Consider the following 16,383-nt stretch of genomic DNA (forward strand, 5'->3'; position numbering starts at 1 on the left):
TAATATAACGTTATTGTCCTAAATATGCTTCTAAAACTTTAGCATTATTTTGAATTTCTGTAGGAGTTCCCACAGCTAAATTTTGTCCCTCTGCTAATACCCAAACTTGATCACATAAAGACATAATTACATCCATATTATGTTCAATAATTAAAAATGTCATACCATCGTTACGATTCCAGTTTAAAATGCGATCGCAAATATCATCTATTAACCTGGGATTAACACCTGCTGCTGGTTCATCTAACAATATTAACTTAGGATTTGTCATTAAAGCCCTGCCCATTTCTAACAGTTTTCTTTGCCCCCCTGATAAACCTCCTGCATAGTCATTAGCCTTTTTTTCTAACCCCACAGACTCTAATAAAAACATTGCCCGTTCTTTTAATTTTTTCTCTTCTTTAGCGACAATATGGGGCTGAAATTGCACTTGCCAAAAATTTTCTCCCGTTTGTTTTTGTGCTGCTAACAACATATTTTCTAACACCGATAACCGTGATAAAGCCTTAGCAACTTGAAAAGTTCTTATTAAACCTTGTTGGGCAATTTGATGAGGTTGTAATTTATGAATTGGTTCACCATCAAATATTACTCTTCCTTTATCTGGACGAATAAAATTAGAAAGTAAATTAAATAATGTGGTTTTACCTGCACCATTAGGACCAATTAATCCGGTAATACTACTTTTTCGTACTTCAATATTAGCTTCTTGCACTGCTTTAATACCACCAAAATTTTTACAAAGTCCGGTAGCAGATAATAATGGCATTTCTGGTGTTTCTAAAATCATAATTTTTATAGGTAATTGGGAATTGAGAATCATATTTATTAACCCACGCAGGTGGGTTTTGCCTGTGTATATGCGATTTCTAATCGCCAATCTATTTACCCAAAGTTAACTCCTCCTTTTTACCTAAAATACCCTGTGGTCGCCAAATCATCAATACCATGAGAATTAAGCCAATAAACATGATTCTAAATGCCCCAATTCTTTCCACATCCAGAGGGACAATTTTCGGTAAAAATTCTCTGGTTAAAGCATCATAAGCAAAATAAATTACTGCCCCTAAAATTGTGCCAATATTATTACCAGAACCTCCTAAAATTATCATAATCCAAGCATCAAAAGTTAATTGAGGTTGAAAATTATCTGGGTAAATCGCGCTTAATTGCCAAGCGAAAAAAGCCCCAGAAACACCAGCGATCGCACCCCCTAAAACCAAAGATTGTAATTTATAACTGAACACATTTTTTCCTAATGCTTTGGGTACTTCTTCATCTTCCCTAATAGATTTTAAAACTCGACCCCAAGGCGATTTTACTAACATTTGTAAACGCCAAAATACAAAGGACAAAACTAACAAAGCTAACCACATTAACCCCGCTTTTGGATTATAATTATATAAACCAATTACCCCAGAAATGTAAATTACTATGGACAATAATCCTAAAATTATTCCCACCACCAAACGAGTCATAAATTCCTGTTGACTACTTCTGGTTTTTGCCACATTATCCCTAACAATTTTCTTAGCGGAATTTATCCAACCCCATAAAGAAAATAACGTAATTCCTGCCAAAAAAGTTAAAATTAAAATCATCAATAACCGGAAAAATAAATTTGGTGTACTTGACAATGGAATTACATAACTTTGTACTCCAAAAGATCCCGATATCCAACTATTACCCACAGGTAAATCTTGATTATTTACTACTAAACGAATCAATTCTCCCGTGCCAATAGTTACAATAGAAAGATAATCTTCTCGTAACCTTAAAGTGGCAAAACCAATCACTAAACCTAATAAAGCAGCTACAATAGCACCAACTACAACCGCAAAAAGCAAAGGTACACCTTTTTGTAAACTCAAAAGTACCGTTGTATAAGCACCTAGCGTCATAAACGCAATATGCCCAAAATTAATTAAACCTGTAAAACCCCATTGTAAATTGAGTCCTAAACCGAATAAAGCAAAAGTAGCGGTAGAAACAGCCAGAAAAATTAGATATTCAATCATAAATTAGTAGTTACCGAGTTCATGGAATATGAATTTACTACGGATGAGAATGTACCATCTCATTGAACAAATACCAGATGACGAATTGTACAATATTTGGCACACAGTTCAGGCCAGGCATTATATTATGATTCTTACATGATTAAAGCGATCGCCTAAGTATATCAACTTCATCAACCTTGGCATACGCTAAGTTTTTTTAATAGACCATGACTTACGCAACTGGCACATTGGTAGGGTGCGTCAGATACCAAGAACCTGTTTATTGACATAATTTATGCTGTCTGACGCACCCTACTAACTTCTAACTTTCCTAATAGTACCCTGCCAATTAATTTTCTGTTGTGTAGAACGACTACCCAAAAAACGCACAACAGTTATTTCCATATTAACATTTGTCCCTGGTTGTAAAGCTGAACCGGGAATTTTTGACAACTTACCCACAGCAATACTAAAACGATTATATTCACGACTTACCAACTCCACCGGAATTTCTTCCTCAAAAATAGCTTGATTATTAAAAGAATCATAGACACCATCTTGTACTGTATATTTAATTTTAAATCTCGTATTAATCACCTCAGACTTACCCGCTAAATCCACAATTCTTAACACTAAATTATCACCATAATTAGCAAAATCAGCCACAGCTAACCGCGTCACATCATCTTTTTTAATAACATTATTAACTCTATATTCTGTCACATTTCCTTGAAGACTAGCCACCCCATTAACCCACAGATCATCAGGGAAATTTACATCAATTAATTGATTATCATTTAACGTCAAATTCACCATTTGATTAGCAAAATTACTAATAGGTTCTTTCTCATTCCAAACTAAATTTAAACTTCCTTCTAACCGACTTTCAAACTCTTGATATTCGTCATCAATTACGGAACCAATAGCTAATAAAGACTTAGCCCCTTGACGTATTTGCCATTTATTTTTAGAAAGTAGAAAACCTTGATTTATTAACCGAGAAATTGTTAATTCCGCAGTAGGATTATCTTCTGCTAAAGATTCTTGACCTTTAACAATTCTTAAGATTCCCAACTTACCACGAACACCATTCACGCCATCTCGTCCATAAATTCCATCAAAACCTCCTGAACAGCGATAAATCCTATTACTACACTTATAATCAGGACTACCAGAATTACCAGTACAATTTTTTACCTCCCAACGGCGGCGACCACAACTACAACCAGCCGTACCCCTACCACCACGGCCACCTCGTCCTGGTTCTCCTCCCCTAGCCAGCACCACAATATTCTTTAAATCTGCCAGATTTTGGTATAAAACCGTTAAAATACCCCCATTACCACCATTACCGCCCCTTCCACCATTACCACCACTACCACCATTAGGTGCAGTAATATTTTCTCTACCTTCATCCCCATAACCACGACAGTGGGGACGAGAACCATCTTCCCCGTCTTCCCCGTCTTCCCCATCCTTCCCCGACAAATCGAGATTTAATGAAGTACCATCAGCCTTAATAGTGACATTTTTACCACTGCGTCCATCCCTACCACTACGGCCATCACTTCCTCTACTGCCATCACCATCATAATATCTGGCTATTTGGGATTCAGCAGTGACACAAATCACATTGGCAGCAGCGGGTAAAATGTGAGTAAATAGGTAAAATGACAGTAAAAAAGGCAATTTAAGGGTTTTCATAAATCATGTTTTCTTTCTGCGTTCAATTACAGCCCATTCCATCTACATGAGGTACACTATGAACACAGCAAGATGCCCGTGTTACAAGGGTTTTATCATTAACATCTCTACCTCATAATAACGGAAACTGCTGTATTAATGTTTGTACCTCACTTGAATAGGAATAGCTATAAACCAAAATCTAAGTGCGATCGCCATCACTTGTATGAAAATTAATATCATCAGACCAAGTTTGTGATTTTCAATACGTCATAAATTTCACCCTGAAAATTGTTGCAAAAATAGCATTTTTTCTCCCGATTTTTTATAGATAAATAGCAGTTTACCGCTTGTAGCACAGCATATTGAGAGAGAAAATGCTATTAATCAAGAAAATCAAATTAGCGTGGTACTTTCCAGTTTACTGTACTTGATTTTTCTATATATTTGGGCAAACTTTTATATTTTTTACCTTGAGGTAGTGGATTTTTTGTGACTATAACAAAGGCGCGAACTGTTTTAGTGGTTTGAGGATTAACAGTCAAATCTTGTATTATTTCACTGTCATTTCCTTTATATTCAATAGAATTACCCGAGTGCCACCATATACTACCACCCGCACTTAATAGGATAGAAATATATGAATTTTCAGGCAAATTAGACATATTTACGGTAGCAGAAAAAATGCAATTATTGCGAGTAGATCCTTCTTCACAGGTTATTCTGCTATTAGGTTTAGGATTAGTAATAGCAGTGTCAGCTAAAGTTACAGATTCAAAACCAATTATCCCCGCAAAAATACTACTGAATACTAGAATTGGGCGGCGAAAATGCCAAATTTTCACTAAATTTCGAGGTTGTATTAATTTAATTGATGAGTGAAACATAAATAATCTCCTTATTTTTTCTTAGTTACAAACTCCCGCAAACTCAATAAACTCACAGTTTGAGCTAACTTTAGAGGTAAAATAGAAACTCCTTCTAAACGTGACTGTATCCAACCATCACCCCAATACCACTCATGAAAACCATCTACAGCACCACTTAGTAATAAACGTAAACAATAGGGTTTTATCACATCTACATGATGATTAATAGTAACTAATCCCGTAGAAGTAGAAAATTCAAATCCATTAGTTAATATTTCTGGCATTTGTGCCATTTCTGGCATTTTTGGGGTAAACTTCTCAGCCAGTAGCCATTTTTGCAGATTTTCTGGACACAATAAACTATCATGAATAGCATCGGCGGATGCTTTAATTTCAATTCTTAATTGGCTTTGTTGGAAAGTACCTAGCATAATTTAGTGATTAGTAATTGGTAAAATAACTTGATGACATTAAAATATAAAAGTCACCTTGTAAAGAATTGTAAGGGTTTTCATGGCAGATCAACTAATGAGAGCAACAGCAGCCGATGGAGGTATTCGGGCAGTAGGTGTCATCACCACTAGATTAACAGAAGAAGCCAGAGTTCGTCATCAACTATCCTACGTGGCCACTGCCGCACTGGGCAGAAGCATGACAGCAGGGTTATTAATGGCCTCCAGTATGAAACGTCCAGGTTCTAGGGTGAATGTCAGAATTAAAGGAGATGGTCCTTTAGGTGGTATTTTAGTAGATGCTGGTTTAGATGGAACAGTACGGGGTTATGTAAGTAATCCAACCGTAGAACTGCCTCCTAATGATCGTGGTAAACTAGATGTAGGCCGTGCAGTTGGTAAAGGTTTCCTCTACGTAGTGCGGGATGTGGGTTTTGGCTACCCCTATTCTAGTACAGTAGAATTAATATCAGGGGAAATTGGCGATGATGTTGCTCACTACCTAGTACACTCAGAACAAACACCTTCAGCTTTAGTTTTAGGTGTATTTGTAGGTCAACAAGGCGTTACAGCCGCAGGGGGCATACTTATACAAGTGTTACCAAAAGCAGCCAGAGATGAGGCATTAGTAGCCAAATTAGAATCACGGGTTTCCGCATTATCAGGGTTCACTCCTTTATTGCAAGCTGGTAAATCATTAACAGAAATTTTCACTGATATTCTGGGCGATATGCAATTGAATATATTTCCAGAAAGTCAGATGTTACGCTTCCATTGCGGTTGTTCTTTTGATAGGGTACTAGGAGCATTAAGGACTTTAGGTAAATCTGAACTGCAAGATATGATTACTAAAGATGACGGAGCAGAAGCAACTTGTGATTTTTGTGGTAATGTTTATCAAGCTAGTAGTAGTCATTTAGCCCAGTTAATTGTTGACTTACAAACAGAATCTTCAATTTCGGGTTAATGTAACTTCTCACACTCCAATTAGATAATATTCATGTTATCTGTGGGAGTGATTAACTTTTTCAGGGTTAAATGATTAGGCTAATGCCCAAATAGAAAAATAAAAAAATATAACATTTTCGATATCTTTCTATATCAATCTACTCAAAATAAGATTGGTTAATTTATTGATTGTGGTGTGAACAATGACATATAAAGATATTCCAGAAAACCTATTCCCCATGAGAGATAACAAAGTTAATGATTTATCTGGCATTCCATTAACAGAAAATCACACTTTTGATCCTGCACATAAGGGTTATCACCAGCAAACAGTGGATAATATGGATCATCAAGAAGATAATTCCATGACCGTGGCAGACGATGATAGTAGTTTAATTTATAAATTAAATGGTATCGCTAGAAAAATGCCTCTTTGGACTAAAAGCTGGATGCTATGGTCACTAATTTTGATTTTAATTCCTGGTAGCATCGGTTTTGTGGGGATATCCATGTTATTTAAGTTGCCTTCATCCCCTAAATGTCCTGAAGTTTTTTGGCCTTTAGCTAGTGCTTCCGTTAGATTACATTGTGCTCAAATAGCAGCATCTAAACAAACTATTGATGATTTATTACAAGCTATTGATTTAGTTAAACAACTACCAGAAAACCATCCTCTACGCGGCGAAATTAATAGACAATTAGAACAATGGTCAGAGGATATTTTAAAATTAGCAGATCAAAGTTTTCAAGCAGGAAATTTAGAGGAGGCGATCGCTACAGCACATAAAATTCCTCCTGATGTTAATGTTAGTCAATTAGTAGATAAACAAATCGAAAAATGGCAATCAATTTGGTCAAAAGCTGAAGCTATTTATCAAGAAGCAGAACAAGAATTACGCCAAAGAAATTGGCAATCTGCTTTTATGTTAACCTCTAAATTATTACGAGTTAATAACGAATATTGGGCTAGTACAAAATATGATGAATTAAATAATATTATTGTCACAACCCGGGAAGATGGCGACAAACTCTATAAGGCAGAAGCTTTAGCTAAAAACCGCAATTTGCAAAGTTTACTCCAAGCTATTAAATTAGCCAGAACGGTTAAACCCAATAGTTATCTATATCAAAAGTCTCAAGAATTAATTACTGAATTTGCCCAAAAAATGCTAAAATTGGCACAATCTACAATGCAAGCAAAAGATGCAGATACAGCTTTAGAAATTGCTAGAAAAATTCCCCCAGTGGCAGAACTACAAGTACAAGTTGACGATTTTATTATGTTAGGAGAAGCACAAAGAAGCGCTTTCTTAGGCACAATTTCCGGACTGGAAACTGCTATTTCTCAAGCACAACAAATAGACGCTTCCAGAGAAATTTATAGTCAAGCACAAGAATTAATTGCCCGTTGGCAATTGGAAATAGAAGATATCTCACGCTTAGAGAAAGCCCGCAATTTGGCTAGTCAAGGTACAATAAATGACTTAACCTCAGCCATTGCCGAAGCTCAACAAATTCCTACCAATAACCCCCGCTCTCAAGAAGCTCGTAGAGAAGTGGCTAGATGGGTTGATCAAGTAGAAACTATTGAAGATCGTCCCTACATAGAACGGGCAGAACAAATCGCAGTTATGGAGGATGTTAACTCACTACAAGCAGCGATCGCGGAAGCTAGTCAAATTCGCCCTGGACGTGCACTATATTTCCAAGCTAGGCAAAAAATTCGTGACTGGACAGCAAAGGTTGAAAGAATTCAAGACCAACCACTTCTGGAACAAGCTACCGCACTGGCTGATAGTGGTAATCTTCAGGAAGCTGTGAAAACCGCTCAGAAAATAGCTGTATCTGGCAGAGCTTTATCAAAACAAGCCCAAACTGCTGTAGATACTTGGCAAGAACAAATTAACGCTCGCCAAAACTGGCAAAAAGCACAACAATTAGCATTGGCAGGTACACCAGAATCTCTATCACAAGCTATTAAACTAGCTAACAGAGTGTCAAGTCGTAATGTGTTACGCCTAGATGTAAACATTGCTATAGATCAATGGAGTCAAGAAATATTGAATATAGCACGCTCTCAAAGTGAAGTTGATATCGCTAAAGCCATTGATATCGCAAAATTAGTCCCCGCAGGCAGTAGCGCTTACAGAGATGCCCAGCAAGAAATCCAAAACTGGCAACAATTTATGATCCCTAAATCTCTCTCTACCCCATCTTTTCAGCCTAGTTTAGAAGCTACACCACCATTAACACCAGAATTTAGTAATCAGTAATTTGGGGGAATTTTAATAAGTAATTTTTATGAATTTTAGAAAAATGATAAGTTTTTTAAAAGAAAACGCCACCTTTTTTCATGTTTTGTAGGCGATCGCTGTGGTATTGTAATGATACTCTAATATAATGGATTATTGAGAGTAAATTATAACTGCAAACACCCCCATTATAAAAATTTTATTCTTCTGTATATATTATCATTAAATCAGAAAAAAGTCAACTATTTAGCCGACACAAAAAAGCTAACTAATGCTCACAAAAGTTCGCTTTTTCTTTTTGCTTTATCCTAGAAGTGTCGGCACTATCTAGTCCACAGGCTAACACGGTTAATCTAACCGCAGTTTGACAAGCTCACTGACCATTTCTTTTTTTAAATTTGTTACCGCGTTTAAATCTCTGTTTAAATCTCTGTCAGACTCAAAACCGCAAATCTGATGGTTAGCAGTTACCAGTTAACTTTTAACTGTTAACTGTTAACCGTTAACCGTTAACTAAGCCATTTGATTCTCAATAGCCCACCGTGCTAACTCAGTACGGTTGTGCAAATTGGTTTTACCCAACATATTAGAAACATGGCTTTCAACAGTGCGCTGACTAACATTAAGTTCTTCAGCAATTTCTCGGTTGGCTAAACCTCTAGCGACAAACTGAACAACCTTGAGTTCAGTAGGAGTTAACTGAACATCAAAAGGAACTTGAATCCGAGAACCGTTTTCTCCTCCCTTAGTTTGATGTTCCTTCCAGCGTACAGTTTGTTTAAGTGAAGATTCTACTTGTGCTACCAGTTCCTCAGGTTCAAAAGGTTTGACCATATAAACGTCAGCACCTTTATTAAGACCTTTAACACGGTCTGCACTTTGTCCCTTAGCAGAGAGGAAAAGAACAGGAATCCAACTAGTACGTTCAACTTGACGCACTTGTTCCACAAAAGTGTATCCGTCCATTTCCGGCATCATCACATCACAGATAATCATATCTGGGACATCATTTTCGAGAATTTCTAGGGCTTCTCGTCCATTAGCAGCAGTGATGAGTTCATAGCCCCGGAATTCTAAGTAGTCCTTCACCAGCAAGATGAGGTCAGGGTCATCATCAATAAGTAGAAGTCGTTTATGGTCTTTCATGCTGGGTTCTTTCATAACAGTGGTACTTTTCGCGCTTCTTTCCATTAAGGTTTTGATATGGAAGTATTTGTCCTTGATGGTGGATGATAGGGTAATCTTTTCCCACTTAAACTGCCTTAGTTGTTTTGATGATCTTGAAAGTGGGAGTCACTTGGAAGATCATAAGAACACACTAGCAAAAGTTTCGTAAGGATACGTATAGCAGTAGTATTTATAATGCGCTATTATATATCCCTTTGAAAGTGACGGGTGAAAAACCCTGATAAATTATCATTCTTGTGCTGTACAAGTGCATATTTTCTCAAGATGACCCTAGCCCAAAAATCTCCCGTTCTTTCATGGGTTACTGCTGCTGGACTATATCCTTCGGATATTCAGCCTCGATGAAGAGCTTACTTACCCGGGGAAGTGGCAAAACAAAGTATGATACAAACTACTTATACTCTGCCGATGTTGTTGCGGTTTTTGGATAACCTCTTGGGTAAACTTCTCGGTTTATTTGGTAATACTAAACCGTTAATTAACCACTTATAGGTAAACTACTATTATCGTTCTATAACCTCAAACACGCAAGTTTTTCATTTTAATCCCTTATTTATCCTAAATTTATCTTTTCTTTAAGATTTGTAACTAGCCATTTATTAGCTTATAAGCAAGTTTAATGGTTTACTAGTTGGGATTTGTGGAGTGTGGGGAGTCGTGAGTCGTCAGTCGGGGCAGGGTGCGAAGTTTTGGGTTTAGCATTGCTAAACTTACTCCTGGATCTCCTGACTCCTGGATCTCCTCACTCCTCGATCTCCTGATGTTTGCACTTAAGTAGTGCTTTCCTTGTTTAAGTTCGGAAACCCGTACAAATTTGATTATTGCCATCGCCTATGATTTTTAGGTAAATTAGCACTCAAGAGTTGAGAGTGCTAATCACAAGAAAAAAAGGAGAAAATTATGGCAGCAGTATCTCTAAGCGTATCCACTGTTAAACCTTTGGGCGATCGCGTGTTTGTAAAAGTTAGCGCGCCCCAAGAAAGAACCGCAGGTGGTTTATATTTACCTGACAATGCCCAAGAAAAGCCCCAAGTAGGTGAAGTGGCTGCTGTGGGTCCTGGTAAGCGTAATGACGACGGTAGCCGTCAAGAAGTAGATATCAAGGTTGGTGATAAAGTGCTTTATTCCAAATATGCTGGCACTGACATCAAACTAGGTACAGAAGAGTATGTTCTTCTCTCTGAAAAAGATATCCTCGCAATCGTATCTTAGTATTGTCTCCATCAGTTTACATTTAGGAAGCTAAATAGCAAGCGAATTTACTTCCAGCAAAGAACAATTCACAAATAACCAATCGGAGGATTATACAGATTATGGCAAAGCGCATTATTTATAACGAAAACGCCCGTCGTGCTTTAGAAAAAGGTATTGACATCTTAGCAGAAGCTGTAGCAGTTACCCTTGGACCTAAAGGTCGTAACGTAGTATTAGAAAAGAAATTTGGCGCACCACAAATCGTTAATGATGGTGTAACTATTGCTAAAGAAATTGAATTAGAAGATCACATTGAAAATACTGGCGTTTCTTTGATTCGTCAAGCTGCTTCTAAAACTAATGATGCTGCTGGTGATGGTACAACTACCGCTACCGTGTTAGCCCACGCTATTGTTAAAGAAGGCTTACGCAACGTTGCTGCTGGTGCTAATGCGATTTTATTAAAACGCGGTATTGATAAAGCTACTGGTTTCTTAGTAGAAAAAATTGCAGAACACGCTCGTCCTGTAGAAGACTCTAAAGCGATCGCTCAAGTTGCAGCTATCTCTGCTGGTAATGATGAAGAAGTCGGTAGCATGATCGCTCAAGCTATGGACAAAGTGGGCAAAGAAGGCGTAATTTCCTTGGAAGAAGGAAAGTCTATGACCACTGAATTAGAAATTACCGAAGGTATGCGTTTTGATAAGGGTTATATTTCTCCTTATTTCGCTACTGATGCAGAACGCATGGAAGCAGTATTTGATGATCCTTACATCCTATTAACTGATAAGAAAATTGCTTTGGTACAAGATTTAGTACCTATCCTCGAACAAGTGGCACGTCAAGGTAAGCCATTAGTAATTATCGCTGAAGATATCGAGAAAGAAGCATTAGCAACCTTGGTAGTAAACCGTTTACGCGGTGTATTGAACGTTGCCGCAGTGAAAGCTCCTGGTTTTGGCGATCGCCGTAAAGCCATGTTAGAAGATATCGCAGTTCTCACCGGTGGTCAAGTCATCACTGAAGACGCTGGTTTGAAATTAGAAAACACCAAACTAGATAGTTTAGGTAAAGCGCGTCGTCTGACAATCACCAAAGATAATACTACCATTGTAGCTGAAGGTAACGAAGCTGGTGTTAAAGCTCGTTGTGAACAAATCCGTCGTCAAATGGAAGAAACTGAATCTTCCTACGACAAAGAAAAATTACAAGAGCGTTTAGCTAAATTATCCGGTGGTGTAGCTGTAGTTAAAGTTGGTGCTGCTACCGAAACCGAAATGAAGGATAAGAAGCTACGCTTAGAAGATGCTATTAACGCCACCAAAGCGGCTGTAGAAGAAGGTATTGTGCCTGGTGGTGGTACAACCTTAGCGCACCTCGCTCCTCAATTAGAAACTTGGGCAAATGGCAACCTTGCTAATGAAGAGTTAACAGGTGCTTTAATTGTGGCTCGTGCATTACCCGCACCATTAAAGAGAATTGCAGAAAACGCTGGTCAAAACGGCGCTGTAATTGCTGAAAGAGTGAAAGAGAAAGATTTTAACATTGGTTTCAACGCTGCTACCAACGAATTTGTAGATATGTTAGCTGCTGGTATCGTTGATCCTGCTAAAGTAACTCGTTCTGCATTACAAAATGCTGCGTCTATTGCTGGTATGGTGTTAACAACCGAGTGTATCGTAGTTGACAAGCCAGAACCTAAAGATGCTGCTCCTGCTGCTGCTGGTGGTGGTGGAGATTTTGACTACTAAGGTTTAAGTAGTTCTGGTTTCCCTAGTTTGAATTAGTGTGAATATTAGTTTAAATAATTGCCGCTTCCGTTGGGGGGCGGCTGTTTTTTGTGTTTTGTCAAGATGGAAATAAAGTAGGTAAGATTTAGCTATGAATCTTGTTTTCTAATATCAACTTTCACTTCATTTAAAACTCTATCCAAAGAAACTTCTATTTTTTGATCATCTCTTCCTTCAGCAATTGACTTAAATATTCTCAACCAGTGTTTAATTTTTATTCCCAAATAATACAAATTGAGAATTTCATCTAAATAATTTTCTAAAATGCTACCCTGTCCTGCCCTAGAAACTCGACCGAAATTATTACCCTTGTCATTTTCTGCGCTATCAGAAGCATCTTTCTTAGCTGCTGGATAAGGTTTTCTAAATTGTTGGGCAGGACGGTTTATATTGGCATTTTTACTATCAGCAATTCTTGACTGTTGCCAATAATAATTTCTGGCTTCTGCTGCGTACTTTGCTAATTCTACAAATGGTGGCAACAAAACAGGTTGACCTGCTATTACATCTGATAATATCCAAGGAAAAACTACTAGTAAATCTGCTTTAGCACAAGCATCTGGGTCAATCTTAAATCTAAAACTAGGTTCTTCTTCCTTTGATAAAGCATACCAGGCTTTAAGTTCAATACCAAATATAATTTCGTCGTTTTTGATGGCATCAACTAAAAGGACATCTGGAAATGTTTGTGATTGACGTTTAAAAGCAAAGCTAAGATATTTGTTTTCTGGGTCCCAAATATTCCTCATTTTATTTAGTCCTTCTACTAAGCTAGATTCAATGGCACTAGAAAATAAAGAACCTACGGCATATACATCAGTGGCATTTATACCTTTTACTACTATTTGAGATTGAAAAAAATTGGGTAAAGTCCTAATTAATTCATTAATTTTTGTCCATAATTCAAAATATTCCCAAGTGTTATCAGGTGGTTGTTGACTTGGGGGATTTAGATTATTCATCATTATTGCTGACCTTGACTAGAGATAATGTTTTCTAACTGGCTAATAAATTCATCAAAAGGAATTTCTAATGCTAAACAAAATGCCCTTAGTTCTATAGCATCTATACGTCTATCTCCTCGTTCACATTTACTAATAAATGATTGAGTTTGATTTAATCGCTTTGCTAACTGCTCTTGACTTAATCCAGCTTGTTTTCTACAGTTACGCAGATGACTTAAAAACAAGTGATAATCTTGGGTAAATATTGTTTTTGTCATTTAACTCACCTGATAGTGAATATATAGTCTATTTTAGAATAGTCCAAAATAGAATATATTGAGATACAATAGGAACAATGGATGAAAAAATAAATTTCAGTATGATGGATTATCTAAATGTGGTGAAATTTCTATGTCAATACCTACAACTGTAATTGATGGTGTACATATTGAGATGGCTGATGTTATCTCACGCTATGTAAATTGGCTTTCTCCAACAGTAATAGTATCCGATGGGGCTTATGGACTTGGCTTATTTCCAGGTGATCCTCTTAACATAAATGCTTTACAGAGTTGGTACGAACCTCATGTAGAGGCTTGGTCAAAATATGCACTTCCACAAACAACTTTATGGTTTTGGTGTAGTGAAATTGGCTGGGCTACTGTTCATCCACTACTAGAGAAATATGGTTGGTTGTATCGTTCCTTTCATGTGTGGGATAAGGGTATTGGACATATTGCTGGCAATGTAAATAGTAAAACCATCAGACGTTTTCCTGTGGTGACTGAGGCTTGTGTTCAATATGTCCGGGAAGTTAAATTGCCGACGGTTGATGGTAAATTATTAGAAATAAAAGAGTGGTTACGTTATGAATGGGAACGCTCTGGACTACCATTTCATAAAACTAATGAAGCCTGTGGAGTAAAAAACGCAGCAACACGAAAATATTTTACAAAATGTCATCTTTGGTATTTTCCTCCTCCAGACAAAATGGAACAAATTGTTGCTTATGCTAACAAATATGGAAAACCTACAGATAAACCTTATTTTTCTATAAATGGGAAAAACTCCGTTACAGCAGTAGAATGGTCGAAAATGCGCTCTATTTGGAATCATATTCATGCGGTTACTAATGTATGGTCAGAACCTCAAGTTAGTGGTGATGAAAGGATAAAATTAGATGGTAAAACCCTTCATACTAATCAAAAACCTCTTAGCTTGATGGAAAAAATTATTACTGCATCTAGTAATGAATATGATGTTATATGGGAACCCTTCGGTGGTCTTTGCCCTAGTGCTGTGACTTGTTTAAAAACTAAGCGGCATTGCTACAGTGCTGAAATAAATCCTGAATATTATCAAGGGGCAATATCTCGTCTTAAAAATTTTGCAAAAAGTAGTTATTTACTCACAGAATCATTTGATAATATGATTAGTTTACAAACATCTTTTATAAATCCAACAACTAGGAATATCCAGGATCAAGTATTACAGAAAAATCAGCAATTATCACTGTTTTTATAGTGGTTTTATCTTTCATATAGCCTTTCTCAGTCTAGTGAGGTACAGTAACAACAATGGGTAAACCAATTATAAATATCCTCTAATGAGATTTGAGTAAAAGCAGTTTCAATTGCTTTTGCTAAGTCTGGATAACTTCTAGCACCGAGAGAACGTAGTAGATTTTTAATTTTTGACCAACAATTCTCTATGGGAGAAAAATCAGGAGAATATGGAGGTAAATAAATCAATTTAGCTCCAGCAGATTCGATTAATTTTTCAATCTCTTTACTTTTATGAATTGAACAATTATCCATGATTATATAAGCACCTTTCCACAGATTTGGAACTAGTTTTTGAGAAATATAAGCCTCAAATGTCAGTCCATCAGTTGCACCTAAAATACTGTATTGACTAATCACACTAGAGCAATTGCACCAATTATAGAGACATTTTGGCAACGTTTTTGAGGTCGTAAACCATGCGCTTTCTTACCTTTTCACGAGCCGAGTGTCTTATTAAAGATAGATTAGCTCCCGATTCATCAAGAAATATAAGCTTTTCAGCCGGTATCCCCTGAAGTTGAAGCCAGAATTCTACTCTTAACGATTGAACTCTTTCAGTCTCTTTTTCCGAGGCGTGCAATGTTTTTTTAGGCTAATTTCCATCTTCTGTAACATCCGCTGTAGATATACCAATTGTTATTCCTGTTCTTTCTTGAATAATTAAGCGAATTTCTTCCAAGGTGGCATCATTCTTGTCTTCAACTATTTCTTGGAGAATATTCAGTTGTTCAGGATTTAGCTTTGTAGGAGTTTGTTTTATCCTCTGTTTGGGCGCAATACTTTGTGTTTCTCTATATTGCTTTAGTAATTTCTCTACAAAACTTAAACTTACACAAAATCTTTTTGCTAATTGACGTTGTGATATTCCACTTTCCAAGTATGTATCAAATATTTTTTTGCGAAAATTGAGAGAATATGCTTTCATTTTTACTCCTAATGTAGATCGACAGCCTTATCTTAATTAGTGTACCTCATTAGACTGGGAAATGCTATAATTACTAATCTGCGCCCTTACAATGGGAATAATTTGAAAATCCAAGATCAGGATATTCCTTTAAACTACAAAGTTGATGCTAATGAAAAAGTAATTAGTCCACCTTTTCGAGGTGGAGCAGTTGTGCGTTTTCCTGTGGGGCTAATTCAGAGTCTTGTCGGTACTTTGTCAGTAGAAACATCAGGAAAAACTGTAATTCCTTCCTATGGTCAGTTAAATATAACTGTGAATAATCAAATTATTAACTCACCTATTGGTAAGGAAGGAGATTTTTATTTAGACAGTGTTCCTCCGGGAAAATATGCAGCTAATGTTGACTATGAAGGAGGTATTTGTAATTTTGAGCTAACTATTCCCCAATCTCAGGAACAAATGGTTAATTTAGGTAATTTAAAGTGTACCAATAAGTAGGACTAGTCAAGGTGGCGGCTAACTAAATAGGGCTTGCTGAATAAAACCAAAACCTTGATAAATCAAAAATTTGACTCCACAACAAGACTTATT

The 16,383-nt window shown here is 36.8% G+C and carries 14 protein-coding genes and 1 pseudogene; 6 read left to right on the forward strand and 9 right to left on the reverse strand.

Translation table 11 applies throughout. The features are described from left to right. Window positions 1-10: 10 nt before the first annotated feature. From H6F32_RS04415 to H6F32_RS04435, 5 genes are all read right to left on the reverse strand, one after another. Window positions 11-790 (reverse strand): ABC transporter ATP-binding protein, encoded by a 780-nt coding sequence (locus H6F32_RS04415; RefSeq protein ID WP_190368258.1) that lies wholly within the window; start codon window positions 788-790, stop codon window positions 11-13. Between the two features lie 91 nt (window positions 791-881). Continuing rightward, complete coding sequence (locus tag H6F32_RS04420; protein ID WP_190368133.1) at window positions 882-2,018, reverse strand: branched-chain amino acid ABC transporter permease; 1,137 nt, start codon at window positions 2,016-2,018, stop codon at window positions 882-884. A 297-nt stretch (window positions 2,019-2,315) separates the two neighbouring features. Further along, on the reverse strand, window positions 2,316-3,704 hold the full coding sequence (locus H6F32_RS04425; protein WP_190368134.1) for a collagen-like protein: 1,389 nt from the start codon (window positions 3,702-3,704) through the stop codon (window positions 2,316-2,318). 380 nt (window positions 3,705-4,084) lie between these two features. Continuing rightward, window positions 4,085-4,570, reverse strand: a complete 486-nt coding sequence (locus tag H6F32_RS04430) for a hypothetical protein (RefSeq protein WP_190368135.1) — start codon at window positions 4,568-4,570, stop codon at window positions 4,085-4,087. Window positions 4,571-4,581: 11 nt separating this feature from the next. Continuing rightward, entirely contained in the window at window positions 4,582-4,983 is a 402-nt protein-coding gene (locus tag H6F32_RS04435; protein WP_190368136.1) for a hypothetical protein, read from the reverse strand. Window positions 4,984-5,065: 82 nt separating this feature from the next. Between H6F32_RS04435 and hslO the strand changes: the two genes are divergently transcribed. Both hslO and H6F32_RS04445 read left to right on the forward strand, forming a co-directional pair. Then, window positions 5,066-5,971, forward strand: a complete 906-nt coding sequence (gene hslO / locus H6F32_RS04440; protein WP_190368137.1) for an Hsp33 family molecular chaperone HslO — start codon at window positions 5,066-5,068, stop codon at window positions 5,969-5,971. Window positions 5,972-6,155: 184 nt separating this feature from the next. Further along, window positions 6,156-8,225 carry a chromosome segregation ATPase gene (locus H6F32_RS04445; protein WP_242031048.1) on the forward strand — a complete coding sequence of 690 codons (2,070 nt, stop codon included), beginning with the start codon at window positions 6,156-6,158 and terminating at the stop codon, window positions 8,223-8,225. Between the two features lie 492 nt (window positions 8,226-8,717). Here the strand turns inward: H6F32_RS04445 and H6F32_RS04450 are convergent, their stop codons facing one another. After that, a complete protein-coding gene (locus H6F32_RS04450) occupies window positions 8,718-9,395 on the reverse strand; it encodes a response regulator transcription factor (RefSeq protein ID WP_190368138.1) in 678 nt (225 codons plus the stop codon). Window positions 9,396-10,292: 897 nt separating this feature from the next. Here H6F32_RS04450 and groES point away from each other — a divergent pair. Both groES and groL read left to right on the forward strand, forming a co-directional pair. Then, a complete protein-coding gene (groES, locus tag H6F32_RS04455) occupies window positions 10,293-10,604 on the forward strand; it encodes a co-chaperone GroES (protein WP_190368139.1) in 312 nt (103 codons plus the stop codon). 101 nt (window positions 10,605-10,705) lie between these two features. Then, entirely contained in the window at window positions 10,706-12,337 is a 1,632-nt protein-coding gene (gene groL / locus H6F32_RS04460; protein ID WP_190368140.1) for a chaperonin GroEL, read from the forward strand. 128 nt (window positions 12,338-12,465) lie between these two features. Here groL and H6F32_RS04465 read toward each other — a convergent pair whose 3' ends face one another. After that, entirely contained in the window at window positions 12,466-13,341 is an 876-nt protein-coding gene (locus H6F32_RS04465) for a hypothetical protein (protein WP_190368141.1), read from the reverse strand. Then, window positions 13,341-13,598 carry a helix-turn-helix domain-containing protein gene (locus tag H6F32_RS04470; protein WP_190368142.1) on the reverse strand — a complete coding sequence of 86 codons (258 nt, stop codon included), beginning with the start codon at window positions 13,596-13,598 and terminating at the stop codon, window positions 13,341-13,343. The genes H6F32_RS04465 and H6F32_RS04470 overlap by 1 nt, the downstream gene beginning before the upstream one ends. Window positions 13,599-13,731: 133 nt before the next feature. On the opposite strand from H6F32_RS04470, the gene H6F32_RS04475 reads away from it, so the two are divergent. Further along, entirely contained in the window at window positions 13,732-14,844 is a 1,113-nt protein-coding gene (locus tag H6F32_RS04475; protein ID WP_190368143.1) for a DNA methyltransferase, read from the forward strand. 26 nt (window positions 14,845-14,870) lie between these two features. Here the strand turns inward: H6F32_RS04475 and H6F32_RS04480 are convergent. Beyond that, a pseudogene (locus H6F32_RS04480) lies at window positions 14,871-15,810 on the reverse strand (IS630 family transposase). Between the two features lie 102 nt (window positions 15,811-15,912). Between H6F32_RS04480 and H6F32_RS04485 the strand changes: the two are divergent. Then, window positions 15,913-16,290 (forward strand): hypothetical protein, encoded by a 378-nt coding sequence (locus H6F32_RS04485; protein ID WP_242031049.1) that lies wholly within the window; start codon window positions 15,913-15,915, stop codon window positions 16,288-16,290. Window positions 16,291-16,383 lie beyond the last annotated feature (93 nt).

This window comes from Anabaena sp. FACHB-1237 (assembly GCF_014696225.1).
GTDB lineage: Bacteria > Cyanobacteriota > Cyanobacteriia > Cyanobacteriales > Nostocaceae > FACHB-1237.